This window comes from Krasilnikoviella flava (assembly GCF_900167525.1).
GTDB classification, from domain to species: domain Bacteria; phylum Actinomycetota; class Actinomycetes; order Actinomycetales; family Cellulomonadaceae; genus Isoptericola; species Isoptericola flavus.
The window spans coordinates 24,744-39,207 of the sequence record NZ_FUZQ01000009.1 but is presented as its reverse complement, the minus strand read 5'-3'; the positions used below and the strand labels follow the sequence as shown (position 1 = coordinate 39,207).

The 14,464-nt window shown below is 73.1% G+C and carries 14 protein-coding genes; 4 read left to right on the top strand and 10 right to left on the bottom strand.

The window, feature by feature from the left end:
- Positions 1-58 precede the first annotated feature (58 nt).
- Genes ypfJ through B5Y66_RS21685 form a run of 4 tightly spaced genes read left to right on the top strand, consistent with a single transcriptional unit; the run spans position 59 to position 4,345 of the window.
- Positions 59-964, top strand: a complete 906-nt coding sequence (gene ypfJ / locus B5Y66_RS21700) for a KPN_02809 family neutral zinc metallopeptidase (RefSeq protein ID WP_079576722.1) — start codon at positions 59-61, stop codon at positions 962-964.
- Positions 965-1,011: 47 nt separating this feature from the next.
- Positions 1,012-1,923, top strand: a complete 912-nt coding sequence (locus B5Y66_RS21695) for an ATP-grasp domain-containing protein (RefSeq protein ID WP_079576721.1) — start codon at positions 1,012-1,014, stop codon at positions 1,921-1,923.
- Complete coding sequence (locus B5Y66_RS21690; protein ID WP_079576720.1) at positions 1,920-3,194, top strand: glycosyltransferase; 1,275 nt, start codon at positions 1,920-1,922, stop codon at positions 3,192-3,194. Before B5Y66_RS21695 ends, B5Y66_RS21690 begins: the two co-directional genes overlap by 4 nt.
- 2 nt (positions 3,195-3,196) lie before the next feature.
- Positions 3,197-4,345 (top strand): hypothetical protein, encoded by a 1,149-nt coding sequence (locus B5Y66_RS21685; RefSeq protein WP_245807283.1) that lies wholly within the window; start codon positions 3,197-3,199, stop codon positions 4,343-4,345.
- Between the two features lie 34 nt (positions 4,346-4,379).
- Here B5Y66_RS21685 and B5Y66_RS21680 read toward each other — a convergent pair whose 3' ends face one another.
- The 10 genes from B5Y66_RS21680 to B5Y66_RS21635 all read right to left on the bottom strand — a co-directional run bounded on the left by B5Y66_RS21680 (position 4,380) and on the right by B5Y66_RS21635 (position 14,461).
- Positions 4,380-6,143, bottom strand: a complete 1,764-nt coding sequence (locus B5Y66_RS21680; protein ID WP_079576719.1) for a sensor histidine kinase — start codon at positions 6,141-6,143, stop codon at positions 4,380-4,382.
- Positions 6,143-7,279, bottom strand: a complete 1,137-nt coding sequence (locus tag B5Y66_RS21675; RefSeq protein WP_079576718.1) for a PIG-L family deacetylase — start codon at positions 7,277-7,279, stop codon at positions 6,143-6,145. The genes B5Y66_RS21680 and B5Y66_RS21675 overlap by 1 nt, the downstream gene beginning before the upstream one ends.
- Positions 7,280-7,579: 300 nt before the next feature.
- Positions 7,580-7,951, bottom strand: coding sequence for a metal-sulfur cluster assembly factor (locus B5Y66_RS21670; RefSeq protein ID WP_079576717.1), 372 nt, complete (start codon positions 7,949-7,951; stop codon positions 7,580-7,582).
- Between the two features lie 31 nt (positions 7,952-7,982).
- The gene (sufU, locus tag B5Y66_RS21665) at positions 7,983-8,450 is read right to left on the bottom strand and encodes a Fe-S cluster assembly sulfur transfer protein SufU (RefSeq protein ID WP_079576716.1); all 468 of its coding nucleotides are present in this window, start codon (positions 8,448-8,450) and stop codon (positions 7,983-7,985) included.
- 42 nt (positions 8,451-8,492) lie between these two features.
- A complete protein-coding gene (locus B5Y66_RS21660; RefSeq protein WP_079576715.1) occupies positions 8,493-9,791 on the bottom strand; it encodes a cysteine desulfurase in 1,299 nt (432 codons plus the stop codon).
- Positions 9,792-9,839: 48 nt separating this feature from the next.
- Entirely contained in the window at positions 9,840-10,607 is a 768-nt protein-coding gene (gene sufC, locus B5Y66_RS21655) for a Fe-S cluster assembly ATPase SufC (RefSeq protein WP_079576714.1), read from the bottom strand.
- Positions 10,608-10,645: 38 nt separating this feature from the next.
- Positions 10,646-10,993 (bottom strand): non-heme iron oxygenase ferredoxin subunit, encoded by a 348-nt coding sequence (locus tag B5Y66_RS21650; RefSeq protein WP_079576713.1) that lies wholly within the window; start codon positions 10,991-10,993, stop codon positions 10,646-10,648.
- 7 nt (positions 10,994-11,000) lie between these two features.
- A complete protein-coding gene (sufD, locus tag B5Y66_RS21645; RefSeq protein WP_079576712.1) occupies positions 11,001-12,215 on the bottom strand; it encodes a Fe-S cluster assembly protein SufD in 1,215 nt (404 codons plus the stop codon).
- Positions 12,216-13,679 (bottom strand): Fe-S cluster assembly protein SufB, encoded by a 1,464-nt coding sequence (sufB, locus tag B5Y66_RS21640; protein WP_079576711.1) that lies wholly within the window; start codon positions 13,677-13,679, stop codon positions 12,216-12,218.
- Positions 13,676-14,461 carry a helix-turn-helix transcriptional regulator gene (locus B5Y66_RS21635; RefSeq protein ID WP_079576710.1) on the bottom strand — a complete coding sequence of 262 codons (786 nt, stop codon included), beginning with the start codon at positions 14,459-14,461 and terminating at the stop codon, positions 13,676-13,678. The genes sufB and B5Y66_RS21635 overlap by 4 nt, the downstream gene beginning before the upstream one ends.
- Positions 14,462-14,464 lie beyond the last annotated feature (3 nt).

The window sequence follows — 14,464 nt, the reverse complement described above, 5'->3', positions numbered from 1 at the left end:
CCGCGCCGAGCACCCGCTTTTTCGCGCGACGAGCCCCGCCCGGCCCTACCGTGAGGGCGTGACCTTCAGCGAGGGCGGGCAGTTCGAGGGCGGCCGCGTCCGCAAGGGCGGCGGCGGGCGGCGGGGCGCCGTCGTCGGCGGCGGCATCGGCGCCATCGTCGTCGCGCTCCTGGCGGTGTTCCTCGGCGGGGGCGACCTGGGCCAGCTCACGGGGGCGCTCGGCGGCGCGGTGCAGGACGCCGGGGCGCCCGCCGGCGACGGGCAGGAGCAGTACGTCGACGACTGCACGGCGCAGCAGGCCAACGACGACCGCGAGTGCCGGCTGTCCGCGACCGTGCAGTCGCTCGACGCCTACTGGGGGCGCGTCCTGCCCGAGCAGGCAGGCGTGGAGTACGCGTTGCCGCCCGTCGAGAGCTTCTCCGGGTCGACGACGACCGGCTGCGGCGCGGCGACGAGCGCGACGGGACCCTTTTACTGCCCGCCCGACCGGACCGTCTACGTCGACGTGTCCTTCTTCGACGAGCTGAGCACCCAGTTCGGTGCCCAGGGGGGACCGCTCGCGGAGGAGTACGTCGTCGCGCACGAGGTGGGCCACCACGTCGAGCAGCTCGTCGGTGCGATGGACGCCGCGGACCGCGGTGGCACCGGGCCCGAGTCCGACTCCGTGCGCATCGAGCTCATGGCCGACTGCCTGGCCGGCATGTGGGCGGGCTCCGCGGCGACCGAGGTCGACCCCGACACCGGGCTGACGTTCCTCGAGCCGATCTCGCCGGCTCAGCTGCGCCAGGCGCTCGACGCCGCCGCGACGGTCGGCGACGACCACATCCAGCAGCAGGCCACCGGCCGGATCAGCCCGGAGAGCTTCACGCACGGCACGTCCGAGCAGCGGGTGCGCTGGTTCACCGTCGGGTACGAGGGCGGCACCATGGACGACTGCGACGCCCTGTCCGCGAGGACGCTCTGAGAACGGTCCCGGCTGCATCCACGCAGGCCGGACCCTACGATCCGAGCATGGGTGACGCACGGGGACAGCACACGATCGTCGTGACCGGCGCGGCCGGCCCGGCGGGCAGGGCCCTCGGCCCGCAGCTCGCCCGCCGCGCCGACGCGGCCCGCCGGCGGGTCGTGGGGGTCGATCTCGCGCCGTCCCCGGTGACCGGTTACGACGTCGTCGAGGCCGTGCCCGCGGCCGCCGACCCCGCCTACGACGCCGTGACGCTCGAGCTGCTGCGCCGCCACCGCCCCCGCCTCGTCGTCCCGACCGTCTCCGACGAGCTGCCCCGGCTCGCGGTGCTCGCCGCGGCGGCCGGGCTCGGGGACTCCGTCGTGCTGTCGGCCCCGGGCCCCACCGCCGTCGCCGCCGACAAGCTCCTCACCATGTGGGCCCTGGAGCGCCGGGGCGTCTCGGTCCCGCGGCACCTGCCCGCCGACGCGCTGGGCTCCGCCGCCGAGGCCCTGGCGTGGGCCGAGGGACCGGTCGTCGTCAAGCCGCGGGTCGCGCGGGGCGGACGGGGAGTGCACGTCGTCGAGGACGCCCACGACCCCGTGTGGGCGGGCACCGACGCGTCCTGGGTGGTCCAGGCCTTCGCCCCCGGCACGGAGTACAGCCCCCAGGTGTACCGCTCCCCCGCCGACGGGCGCTGCGTCGTGGTCGTGCTCGAGAAGACCGGCCGCAAGGAGGGCCGCGTCGGGAACGCGACCGCGGTGGAGCGCCTGTCCGCCGGGGCGGCGGACGACGTCGCGAAGCTCGCGGCCCGCACCGCGGAGGCGCTCGACCTCGTGGGTCCGCTCGACATGGACGTCCGCCGCCTCGCCGACGGCACCCCTGTGGTCCTGGAGGTCAACGCCCGGTTCGGCGCGGTCTCCGCCGGGGCGCCCGAGCTGCTGGACGCCGTCCTCGACGACTGGCCGGGCCGGTCATGACGTCCGTCCTCGATGCGCTCGTCCTGGTGCTCGGCCTGTCGCTCCTGGTCGTCGGCCTGGTCCGCCTCGCGTTCGTCCCGGCCGCGCTCGTCTTCGAGGCCCGGCGCCGGCGCGACGATCCCGGGCCGGCCGGCTGCGGCCCGATGTTCCCCGAGGCTCCCCTGGTGAGCGTCGTCGTCCCCGCGTACGAGGAGTCCGTGGTGATCGAGAACTGCGTGCGCTCCGTGCTGCGCAGCGAGCACCCGGCGCTCGAGGTGGTCTGCGTCGACGACGGCTCCTCGGACGACACCTTCGAACGGATGCAGCGCCTCGCCGCCGCCCACCCGCAGGTGCGCGCGCTGCGCCAGGAGAACGCCGGGAAGGGCGCCGCGCTCAACACCGGGATCGCCGCGGCACGGGGCGACGTCCTCGTGCTCGTCGACGCCGACGGCCTGTTCCGCCCGGACACCGTCACGCGCCTGCTGCGCGGCTTCCGGGACACGCGGGTCGGGTCGGTCTGCGGCAACGACCGCCCGGTCAACCTCGACCGGGTGCAGACCAGGCTGCTGTCCCTCATCAGTCACGTCGGCACCGGGCTCATGCGGCGTGCCCTCGACGTGCTGGGGTGCCTGCCGGTCGTGTCGGGGAACATCGGCGCGTTCCGGCGGGAGGTGCTCGAGCGCGTCGGCCCACTGCACACCGACACCCTGGGCGAGGACCTGGAGCTGACCTGGCGGGTGCACCGCGCGGGCTATCGGGTGACGTTCGCGCCCGACGCCCTCGTGTACGCCGAGTCGCCGTCCACGGTCCGCGGCCTCTGGCGCCAGCGGGTCCGGTGGGCACGTGGCCTGCTCCAGGTGACGGCCATGCACCGGTCGATGGTGGGCAACCCGCGGTACGGGCCGTTCGGGGTGTACCTGATCTACAACACCCTGTCGCAGATCGTGGCGCCCTTCGTCCAGGTGCTGGCCATGGTGGCGCTCGCCGTCCTGGTGCTCGTCGACGGGCCCGTCTGGGTACCGTCGTCCTGGTGGGCGTGGATCCTCCTGCTGGGCGTGCCCCTCTCGCTCGCGCTGCTGCTGCTGGCAGTGCTCCTCGACCGCGCGCCGGGCGACCTGCGGCAGCTGTGGACGCTGCCCCTGTGGCCCGTCTACTCGACGATGATGACGTTCGTGCTGCTCGACGCCGCGCGGCTCGAGCTGGGGAACGCGGAGAACCGATGGAACAAGCTGGACCGCAGCGGGACGGTGTCGGTGAGCGGGCTCGTCGACGACGATGGCCCTGGCTCCTGACGGTGGCCGTGGCCCTCCTCGCGGCGGCCGCCGCGGCCGTCCTGGTCGCCCGTCCGTGGCAGGACGTCCCCCCGGTGATGCGCCCGGCCGAGCCGCCGCAGGAGGAGCGCTCGGTCAGCGTCGACTTCGGCATCGTGACCGACCCCGAGACGGACTGGGCAGCGGTGGACCGGCACCTCGACGACGCGGGCGCGAACGGGGTGGACCTCAACGCGGGCCGCGTCGAGTTCACGGCCTTCGACTGGCCCGCCCATCCCGAGGTCGCGGCCGAGCCCGGCACGGACCACCTCGCCCGTGCGGCCCGTGCCCTGCACGAGTCCGCCGACGGCACGACGCGGCAGGTCGGCCTGATCGTCGACGCGTACGTCCCCGCGTGGATCACCGCCGACCCGTCCGTCGCCGGCGTCTCCGCCGACGGCACCCGCGCGAAGTACCAGGCGTCGGCCTCCCAGCTCGCCCACGGCCCCGTGGGCGACCGGCTCGTGGAGTACGTGGCGGCGCTCGGTGAGCGGTACGACCCGAGCCAGATCGCCGTCACGGAACTCTTCCTCAACCGGTACAGCTTCGGCGACGACGACCTCGACCTGTACCGCGAGATGACGGGCGCCGACGACTGGCCGCGCGAGGCCGACGGCGCGATCGACGAGGACGCCCCCGAGCTCGGGGTGTGGCGCTCGGAGGTGCTGGCGGGACTCCTCGGCCGGATGCGGTCAGCGCTCGACGAGGTACGGGGAGGCGACGGCGCGCAGATCCAGCTCGCGATGGACGTCCGCGTCGACTGGGACGACCCGGCGGCCGGAGCCGCGTCGAGCGGGCACGACTACGCGATCCTGCTCGGCGCCGCCGACCGGCTCGTGGTGTGGGCCTACGTCGGCCGCCGGGACCGCACGCCCGCGGACGTCGAACGGGTCACGGCGGCGCTCGAGGACGGCGGGTTCGACATGAGCCGGTTCACGATGTCGGTCGGGCTGTGGGCCGGGTCGGCGGACGCCGACCCGCCACGGGCGATCTCGCCCGAGCTCATGGCCGAGACGGTCGCGGCGGCCACGACGCACGGGGTCGAGGACGTCAACGTCACGCCGCTCTCGCACCTGTCCGACGCCCATTGGGCGGCGCTGGACCAGGTCTGGGGGCCCGCCGACACCCCGTGACGCGGCCCGGGGCGGCCGCCGGTCGCCCCGGGCCTCAGTGCACGTCCTGCGCGTCCCCGGCGGCCGGGGCCCCGGGACCGGGGAGGTCCGGCAGCGCGACGTCCACCTCCGTGCCATCCCCCGGCTCGCTGCGGATCGACATTACGCCACCGTGGTCGTGCACGAGCCGGTCCACGAGCGCGAGGCCGAGCCCGACACCCCGCACGCGCCGTCTCCGTGTCTCGCGCGAGCGGTAGAACCGCTGGGTGACCCGCTCGATCTCGTCGGCCGAGATACCGAACCCCCTGTCCGCCACCTGCAGCCGCACGAGGTTCGACCCGACCGGGGTGGACCCCGCCGTGACGGTCACCCGGACCAGGCCCCCGGAGCTGCTGTACTTCACGGCGTTGCTCACCAGGTTGCTGACCACGTGCCCCAGCCGGTCCGGGTCGGAGACGAGGGGCACCACCGGATCGCCGTCCACCACGACCTCGACCCCCGCGGCCTGCGCGGCCGGGCGCGAGTTCTCGACGACCTCGCGCACCACCTGCGCGACGTCGACGTCCCGCCCCGCGAGCACGGGCCGGCCCGCGGCGATCTGCGCGCTGGTGAGCAGGTCGTCGACCAGCGAGCCGAGCCGTCGGGCGTTGCGCTCGACGACCGCCAGGTACCCCCGCTGCTCGTCGTCGAGCCGATCCCCCCCGAGCCGCAGCAGGTCGACGTAGCCCAGGATCGACGCAAGGGGGGTGCGCAGCTCGTGGCTCACGAGCCCGATGAACTCGTCCTGGATGCGCTCCTCCTCGTGGCGGGCGGTGACGTCGGTGACGACGACGAGGTACCCCGCCGGGAGCTCGTCCTCGCTGCCCGACGGCGCTGGTCGCTCCGTCACCGTGAACTCGAGGTGGCGGCGCTCGCCGTCGGGGAGCGTGACCGACCAGTCGTCCACGTGGGAGTCACCCGCGGTCGCGGTGCCGAGCACCACCCGGTTCGCCGCGCCCTCCGCCTCGGGCTCCGGGTGCTCGGCCAGCCGTACGGCGAGCGTGGCCGCGTCGACGAGCTGCGACACGTCGAGGCCGACGAGCTCGCGGTCAGGGCGACCGAAGACCTGCACCGCGCCCGGGCTGGCCCACCCGACCCGCCCGGCGGAGTCCGTCGCGAGGAAGCCCACCTCCGTGGCGGCGACCATGATCCCCCGCAACGTGTCCCGCGAGGCGCGCAGCTGCTGCGCCCCGGCCGCGAGGTCGTCGCGCGCCCGTCCCAGCTGCGCGGCCTGCCGGCGCACCAGCCCCACGATGCCGTGCGTCCCCACCGCCACGAGCCCGAGCACTAGCAGCACCACCAACGAGTGCATCACGGGGTGCACCCGCTCCACCGCGGTGAGCGGCAGGAGCTTCGGCACGAACAGCGCCGCCACCGCGCCGCACAGCCCGACGACCAGCCCCCAGGGGCCTGGCTGGAGGGCGAGGCTTACGACGGGCAGGAACAGCAGTGCGAAGAAGCTCGCGAGGATCAGGCCCGAGCCGAGCTCCAGGACGCCGATCGCCAGCATCTGCACCAGGGGTAGCACGAAGCGCCACGCCTGGGGCCATCGGTCCCAACGGCCGAGGCTGCCCACCAGCTGGACGGCGACGACGAGGAGCACCGCCAGCGCGAGCACCGGCGGGTTCCCCTCGACCCCGCTGACGCGGAGGATGACCAGGACCACGAAGAACGACACCGTGAGCGGCAGCTGCCGCAGGCCCACGGCGTCGTCGGCGAACCATGCCGTCCAGACGCTCTCGTACGTCTCCCGGAGGCGTCGGCCGCCGTCGCGCGACATCAGGGGGCCGCCCCCGGCCGCCCGCGCCCGACGGGGAGGTGCGGGGCGGGCGTGGTCGACGGTGCCTCGGGTGCCGACGGCGCGTCCCCGTCGTCCTCGTCGACGCCGGGCACGACCCGGACCGCCGAGGCCCGGGCGACCGTCTCGCTGGCGCGCACCGTCTCCAGGGGCTCCACCTCGCTCGCCGGGCTGAACCGCGCCCAGTAGCGGGCCGTGGCGCGCACCATGTCGGGCTGCATGTAGTCCCGGTGGGCCTGCGACACGTACGCAGCCAGCATCCGCAGCTTGGTCTCGACGAAGCCGTCGACGTCGACGAACCTGTTCGGCGCGAAGGACACCGTCGCGGACGGGCTCTGGAAGCACAGCAGGCTCGGCACCTGGCGGGCCGCGATCTGCACCGCGCCGTTGACCGCCCGGTGGTCCTGGTGCCGGTCGTTCGCGCTGTGCGTGTAGACCCGGTGCGGTGCCACCTCCGCGACGACGTCCTCGATCGCGCCGATCACGCCCTCCGCCGGGTCGAGGTGGGTGTCGGGGAAGTCGAGGTGCACGAGCCGCGCCCCCACCACCTCCGCGGCCGCGAGCGCCTCCTCGTGCCGCGCCGCGGCCAGCCCGCCCACCGAGCCGCCCGACAGCGTGAGGATCACGAGCTCGTTCCCCGCGGCGGCGTGCGCCGCCAGGGTGGCTCCCACGCCGATCTCGACGTCGTCCGGGTGGGCCCCGACCGCGAGGACACGCTGCCGCGACGAGTCCCGCTCCCGGCGGGCGCGCTGGGCGAGCTCGGTGGCGCGCTCCACCACCGTGGACGCGGTGACGGGCTTGACCAGGAAGTCGTCGGCGGCCTCTCGCAGCGCGGTGACCGCATGGGTCACCGTCGGGAAGGCGGTGACGATCATGATCGGCAGCGTCGGGTCGATCTCCCGCACCTCCGGCAGGATCTCGAGCCCCGACCGACCCGGGAGCTGGATGTCGCTCACCAGCACGTCGTAGATCGAGCGCCGCAGCGCGGCCAGCGCCTCGTCGGCGTCGGAGGCGAGGTCCACCTGCATCCCCCCGTACCGCGCCAGCGCGATCCGGACGAACTCCGCCGAGTCGGGGTCGTCCTCGAGCACGAGCGCCCGGAAACCGTCGTCCGACACCGGCCCTCCCCTCAGGGTTCCGTCTGGCTCGTACCGTACGCGGCGCGCCGCCGGCACGCGCGACGACGACGCCTCCGACCTGCGCCGAGGGGTGGACGTCAGCTGGGCTCGGGCGCCGCACACCGGGTCGGTCAGGGCCAGCACGGCGAAGAGCGGACATGGAGACGGAGGTACCAGCGCCACACCGCACCTGCCTCGCGCGACGCCGGCCGCACCCGCTCGCACGACTCACCCAGGTGACGCAAAGGCCCCGCCCCGAGGGGCAGGGCCTTCGTGTCTCGGATAGTTCTGGCTTCTCGATCAGACGTTGAAGCCCAGCATCCGCAGCTGCTCGCGGCCTTCGTCGGTGATCTTCTCCGGGCCCCACGGCGGCATCCAGACCCAGTTGACGCGGAACCCGTCGACCAGTCCCTCGAGCGCCTGGCCCGACTGGTCCTCGATGACGTCGGTCAGCGGGCAGGCCGCGGAAGTGAGCGTCATGTCGATGGTCGCCATGTTGTTCTGGTCCACCTGGATGCCGTAGACGAGGCCCAGGTCGACGACGTTGATGCCCAGCTCGGGGTCGATGACGTCGCGCATGGCCTCCTCGACGTCGGCGGCCGTGGTGGGCGTCGGTGCCGCGACGGGCGCGTCGACGGGGCGGGCGCCCGCGTCGGTGGTGTTCTCGGTCATCGTCTCCTCCGGTGTCCGGTGGTCCGGTACGTCATCCTGCCAGCGCGCCGCTGCGTGCCAGCGAGTCCTTGAGCGCCGCCCAGCCGAGCAGCGCGCACTTGATACGGGCGGGGTACTGCGAGACGCCGGTGAACGCGCTCGCGTCGCCGAGGGTGTCGAGCGCGTCCTCGTCGTCCAGCCCCTTGCCGCGCGACCCCATGAGGTCGTGGAACACAGCGTCCAGCCGTGCGACGTCCGCGAGGTCGTGGCCCGTGACGAGCTCGGTCAGCACGGAGGCGGAGGCCTGCGAGATGGAGCACCCCTGCCCCTCCCAGGAGACGCCGACCACGGTCGCGCCGTCGACGTCCACGCGCAGCGTGATCTCGTCGCCGCAGGTCGGGTTCACCTGGTGCGACTCCCCCGACCGGTGGTCGGCGGGTGCGTCCACGAGCCCCCGACCGTGCGGGCGCTTCGCGTGGTCCAGGATCACCTGCTGATACATCTGCTCGAGCGAGCTCACGTGCCTACCTTCTGCCTCGTCGTACCGACCCGCGGGTCGTCCTCAGTCCACACCGAAGAACGCGCGCACGCCCGCCAATGCTTCCCGGAACGCCGCGATCTCCTCGGTGGTGGTGTACACGGACGCCGAAGCGCGGGCGGTCGCGGCGACGCCGAACCGGCGGTGCAGCGGCTGCGCGCAGTGGTGGCCCACCCGCACGGCGATGCCCTTGTCGTCGAGCACCTGCCCGACGTCGTGGGCGTGCACGCCGTCGACGACGAACGAGACCACCGCGAGCCGGTCGCGCGCGTCGGCCGGGCCGACGATCCGGACCCCGGGGATCTCGCCGATGCGGACGAGCTCGGCCGCGAGCTCGCGCTCGTGCTCGGCGACGCGATCCATGCCCAGCTCGCCCAGCCATCGCGCCGCCACGCCCATGCCGACGGCCTGGGCGACCATCTGCGTGCCGGCCTCGAACCGCTGCGGCGGCGGGGCGAACGTGGTCTCGGCCATGGTCACGACCTCGACCATCGACCCGCCCGTGGTCACCGGCGGCATCGCCTCGAGCAGCTCGCGCCGCCCGTACAGGGCGCCGACACCCGTGGGGCCGAGCATCTTGTGCGCGCTGAAGGCGGCGAGGTCGACGTCCAGGGCGTGCAGGTCGACCGGCAGGTGCGGCACGGACTGGCACGCGTCGAGCACGGTGAGCGCCCCGACTCGCTTCGCGGCGGCGACCAGCTCGGCCACGGGGGCGATCGCCCCGCTCACGTTCGACACGTGCCCGAACGCCACCACCCGGGTGCGCTCGGTGATCACCTGGTCGACGTGCGACAGGTCGATACGGCCCTCGTCGTCGACCCCGAACCAGCGCAGGACGGCGCCGGTGCGGGCGCACAGCTCCTGCCACGGCACGAGGTTGGCGTGATGCTCGGCCTCGGTGACGACGATCTCGTCGCCCGGGGCGAGGCGGAACCGCTCGGCCGCCGCTCCCCCGCGACCGGCGGTGGCGTTCGAGAACGCGTACGCGACGAGGTTGATCGCCGCCGTCGCGCCCGGCGTCCAGACGATCTCGTCGGCGTCCGCCCCGACGAAGGCCGCGACGGCTTCCCGCGCGTCCTCGAACGCCTCGGTCGCCTCCTCGGCGAGCTGGTGCGCGCCCCGGTGCACGGCCGCGTTGCGCTGCTCGTAGAAGTCGACCTCGGCCTCGAGCACCACGTTCGGCTTCTGCGAGGTCGCGGCCGAGTCCAGGTAGACGAGCGGGCGGCCTCCCCGCACCGTGCGCCCGAGCAGCGGAAAGTCCGCGCGCACGGCGGCGAGCTCCGCCGCGGTGAGCGACGGGCGCACGGTGTCGGTGGTGGTCATGTCGTCCTCCTGGTGACGGCTCCTGATCGAGACTTCTCGACGAGGAGGTCAGGCCATCGTCGCGCCGGTGCCGACGTACTTGTCGTAGCCGTTCTCCTCGAGCTGCTCCGCCAGCTCGGGGCCGCCCTCCTCAGCGATCTTGCCGTCGACGAAGACGTGCACGAAGTCCGGCTTGATGTAGCGCAGGATGCGCGTGTAGTGCGTGATGAGCAGCACGCCGACGTCGGTGTTCGTCTTGGCGCGGTTCACGCCCTCCGACACGACGCGCAGCGCGTCGACGTCGAGGCCCGAGTCGGTCTCGTCGAGGATCGCGAAGTGGGGCTTGAAGAGCTCCATCTGCAGGATCTCGTGGCGCTTCTTCTCGCCGCCCGAGAAGCCCTCGTTGACGGAGCGCTCGGCGAAGGTCGAGTCGATGCGCAGGTTCTCCATCGCACCCTTGACCTCCTTGCCCCACGTGCGCAGGGCGGGGGCCTCGCCGTCGATGGCGGTCTTGGCGGTGCGCAGGAAGTTCGCCACCGACACGCCGGGCACCTCGACCGGGTACTGCATGGCGAGGAACAGGCCGGCGCGGGCGCGCTCGTCGACGGTCATCGCGAGGAGGTCCTCGCCGTCGAGCGTCGCGGTGCCGGAGGTCACCGTGTACTTCGGGTGGCCGGCGAGGGCCGAGGCGAGCGTGGACTTGCCGGAGCCGTTCGGCCCCATGATGGCGTGCGTCTCGCCCGAGTTGATGGTCAGGTCGACGCCGCGCAGGATCGGCTTGGCGCCTTCCTTGGTCTCGACACTGACGTGCAGGTCGCGGATCTCCAGGGTGGGCATGCTTCGTGTCTCCAGGTCTGTGTTGCGAAGAGTGGGGGTCAGGACGCGACGGCGAGCGTCTCGTCGACGTCCACGAGGATGCGGTCGCCGTCCACGGTCACCGGGTACACCGGCACGGGCTGCGTCGCGGGGAGCTGGACCGGCTTGCCGGTGCGCAGGTCGAACTGCGACCCGTGCAGCCAGCACTCGACCAGGCAGCCCTCGACCTCCCCGTCGGACAGGGAGACCTGCCCGTGCGAGCAGATGTCCGAGAGGGCGTGCCAGCCGCCGTCGGCGTCACGGACGACCGCGACCGGGACCGGGGCCCCGTTCGCGCCGTCGAGCTCCACGAGCATGGCCTCCTCGGGGGCGAGGTCGTCGGCCATGCAGGCCAGCTGGGAGGTCATCGGGAGCTCACTCCGCGACCGGCGCGACGCCGGTGATGACGCTCATCGACTTCTCCAGCTCGGCCTCGATCGAGGCGAGGAGGCGGTCCTCGACCGACGCGACGCCGATCTGCTCGATGAGCTCCGCGAAGAAGCCGCGCACGACGAGGCGACGCGCGTCGACCTCGGGGATGCCGCGGGCCATGAGGTAGAAGAGCTGCTCGTCGTCGAAGCGGCCGGTCGCCGACGCGTGCCCCGCGCCCTCGATCTCTCCGGTCTCGATCTCCAGGTTCGGCACCGAGTCGGCGCGCGCGCCGTCGGTGAGGACCAGGTTGCGGTTGAGCTCGTACGTGTCGGTGCCCTCGGCCTCGGCCTGGATCAGCACGTCGCCGACCCACACCACGTGGGCGCCGGCGCCCTGCAGGGCGCCCTTGTAGGTGACCCGCGACTTGCACCGCGGCACGGCGTGGTCCACGAACAGGCGGTGCTCCTGGTGCTGGTCCGCGTCCGCGAAGTACAGGCCGACCATCTCGACCTCGCCGCCCTCGCCCGTGAACGTCGCGTCCGGCGTGATCCGCACGACGTCGCCGCCGAAGGTCACGACGACGTGCTTGAGCTTGGCGTCGCGGCCGATGCTGGCGCGGTGGCTGGAGGCGTGCACGGCACCGTCCGCCCAGTCCTGCACGGAGACGAGCGTGAGGTGCGCGCCCTCGTCGACGACGATCTCGACCGTCTGGTTGAGCGTCGCATCCCCGCGGTGGTCGATGACGACGACGGCCTCGGCGTGGTGCTCGGCGTGCACCAGCAGGTGCTGCGCGGTCGCGTCCTTGGTGGCGCCCTCGACCCGCACGGAGGTGACTTCGCTGGCGACAGCCTCGGCAGGGATGGTGATGATGGTCGCCTCGGCGGCCGCGTTCCACGCGGTCACGGCGGTGCGGTCCCCCGGCTTGCCGGTGGTGCCCAGGCGCGGGTCGCCCTTGCCGACGATCTCGACCTTGGCCTCCGGAGCCTCGACGACGGTCGTCAGCACGCCGCCGGCGCCCAGGTCCTCGCCGAACAGCGGCTGGAGCCGCGCGACGGGCGAGAAGCGCCACTCCTCCTCGCGCCCGGTGGGCACGGGGATGTCGGCGAGGTCGAACGACGTCTTGCGCTCCGCGCGCGAGCCCGCCGGGACCACGCCGTGGGAGTGGGCACCGTCGGCCACGGCGCGGGAGTGATCGGTAGTCATGGTCTGCGCAGTCATTTAGCCGACGGACCCTTCCATCTGCAGCTCGATGAGGCGGTTGAGCTCGAGCGCGTACTCCATGGGCAGCTCGCGCGCGATGGGCTCGACGAACCCGCGCACGATCATGGCCATCGCCTCGGTCTCCTCCATGCCTCGGGACATGAGGTAGAACAGCTGGTCCTCGCTCACCCGCGAGACCGTCGCCTCGTGCCCCATGGACACGTCGTCCTCGCGGACGTCGACGTACGGGTAGGTGTCGGACCGGGAGATCTGGTCGACGAGCAGCGCGTCGCACAGCACCGTCGAGGCGGAGTGCTTGGCGCCCTCGAGCACCTGCACCAGGCCGCGGTACGACGTGCGGCCGCCGCCGCGGGCGACGGACTTGCTCACGATCGACGACGACGTGCGGGGCGCGGCGTGCACCATCTTGCAGCCGGCGTCCTGGTGCTGGCCCTCGCCCGCGAAGGCGATGGACAGCGTCTCGCCGCGGGCGTGCTCGCCCAGCAGGTAGATCGCCGGGTACTTCATCGTCACCTTGGAGCCGATGTTGCCGTCGACCCACTCCATGGTGGCGCCCTCGGCGGCCGTGGCGCGCTTGGTCACCAGGTTGTACACGTTGTTCGACCAGTTCTGGATGGTCGTGTACCGCACGCGGGCGTTCTTCTTCACGACGATCTCGACGACCGCGGAGTGCAGCGAGTCGCTCGAGTAGATCGGCGCGGTGCAGCCCTCGACGTAGTGCACGTAGGAGCCCTCGTCCGCGATGATCAGCGTCCGCTCGAACTGGCCCATGTTCTCCGTGTTGATGCGGAAGTAGGCCTGCAGCGGGATCTCGACGTGCACGCCCGGCGGCACGTAGACGAACGACCCGCCCGACCACACGGCGGAGTTCAGCGCCGCGAACTTGTTGTCGCCCGACGGGATGACGGTGCCGAAGTACTCCTGGAACAGCTCGGGGTGCTCGCGCAGCGCGGTATCGGTGTCGAGGAAGATGACACCCTGCTTCTCGAGCTCCTCGTTGATCTGGTGGTAGACGACCTCGGACTCGTACTGCGCGGCGACGCCGGCCACGAGGCGCTGCTTCTCCGCCTCGGGGATGCCGAGCTTGTCGTAGGTCTCCTTGATGTCCTCGGGCAGGTCCTCCCAGCTGGCGGCCTGCTTCTCCGTGGAGCGCACGAAGTACTTGATCCGGTCGAAGTCGATCCCCGTGAGGTCGGCGCCCCAGTTCGGCATCGGCTTCTTCCCGAACAGCCGCAGCGCCTTGAGACGGAACTTCGCCATCCACTCGGGCTCGTCCTTCAGCGCCGAGATGTTCTTGACGACGTCCTCGTTCAGACCGCGCTTGGCGGCCTCGCCGGCGGCGTCGCTGTCGCGCCAGCCGAACTGGTACGCGCCGATCGAGTCGATGATCTCGTCATCGGACCGCTTCTCGGTGCCCTGTGCCGAAGCCGCCTGGGCGGCGTCCTGGGTGGGAGCGCTCATCGTGTTCCTTCCTGCGTGCCGCGGGTGCGGTGGGCCGGGGTGGGGAGGTTCGTGGAGGGGGTCTGCGAGGCCGGCGTCGCGACGATCGGGACGTTCGTGACGCAGGCGTGCGCGCCGCCCGCGATCGTGGCCAGGCGTTGGACGTGGGTGCCGAGCAGCTCGGAGAACGCGCGGGCCTCGGCCTCGCACAGCTCGCCGAACTCCTCGGCGACGTGCTGCACCGGGCAGTGGCCCTGACACAGCTGGACGGTGGGCAGGAGCGGGCCGGAGACCGGGCGGACCGAGGCGGCGTAGCCGTCGGCCGAGAGCAGGCCGGCGAGCTGCTGCGCGCGCTCCTGGGGGTCGGTGGCCGTGAGTCGCGGGGCGAACCGCGCGACCACGGCGTCGTACCGGTCGGCCGCGAACCGCGCCACGGCGTCGCTGCCGCCCGTCTCGCGCAGGTATCGCATGACCTGCGCCGCGAGCTCGGAGTACCCGCCCGCGAGGTCGGACTGGCCGTGCGCGCTGACGACGTAGCGGCGTGCAGGGCGGCCCCGACGGCCGGACGACGGGCCGGCGTCGTGCACCGCGATGGTGCCGTCCTCCTCGAGGCAGGCCAGGTGACGGCGCACGGCGGCGGAGGTGAGGCCGAGCCGGTCGGCGAGCTCGCCGGCGGTCACCGGCCCCTCGCCCGCCACCAGCTCGAGGACGCGGCGGCGGGTAGTGCCGTCGGCCTCGGGGGCGTCGTCCAGGACGCGGGGGTCGATGCGTGCGGCCGTGCGGTCGGTCGTGCTCGTCGGCATGCG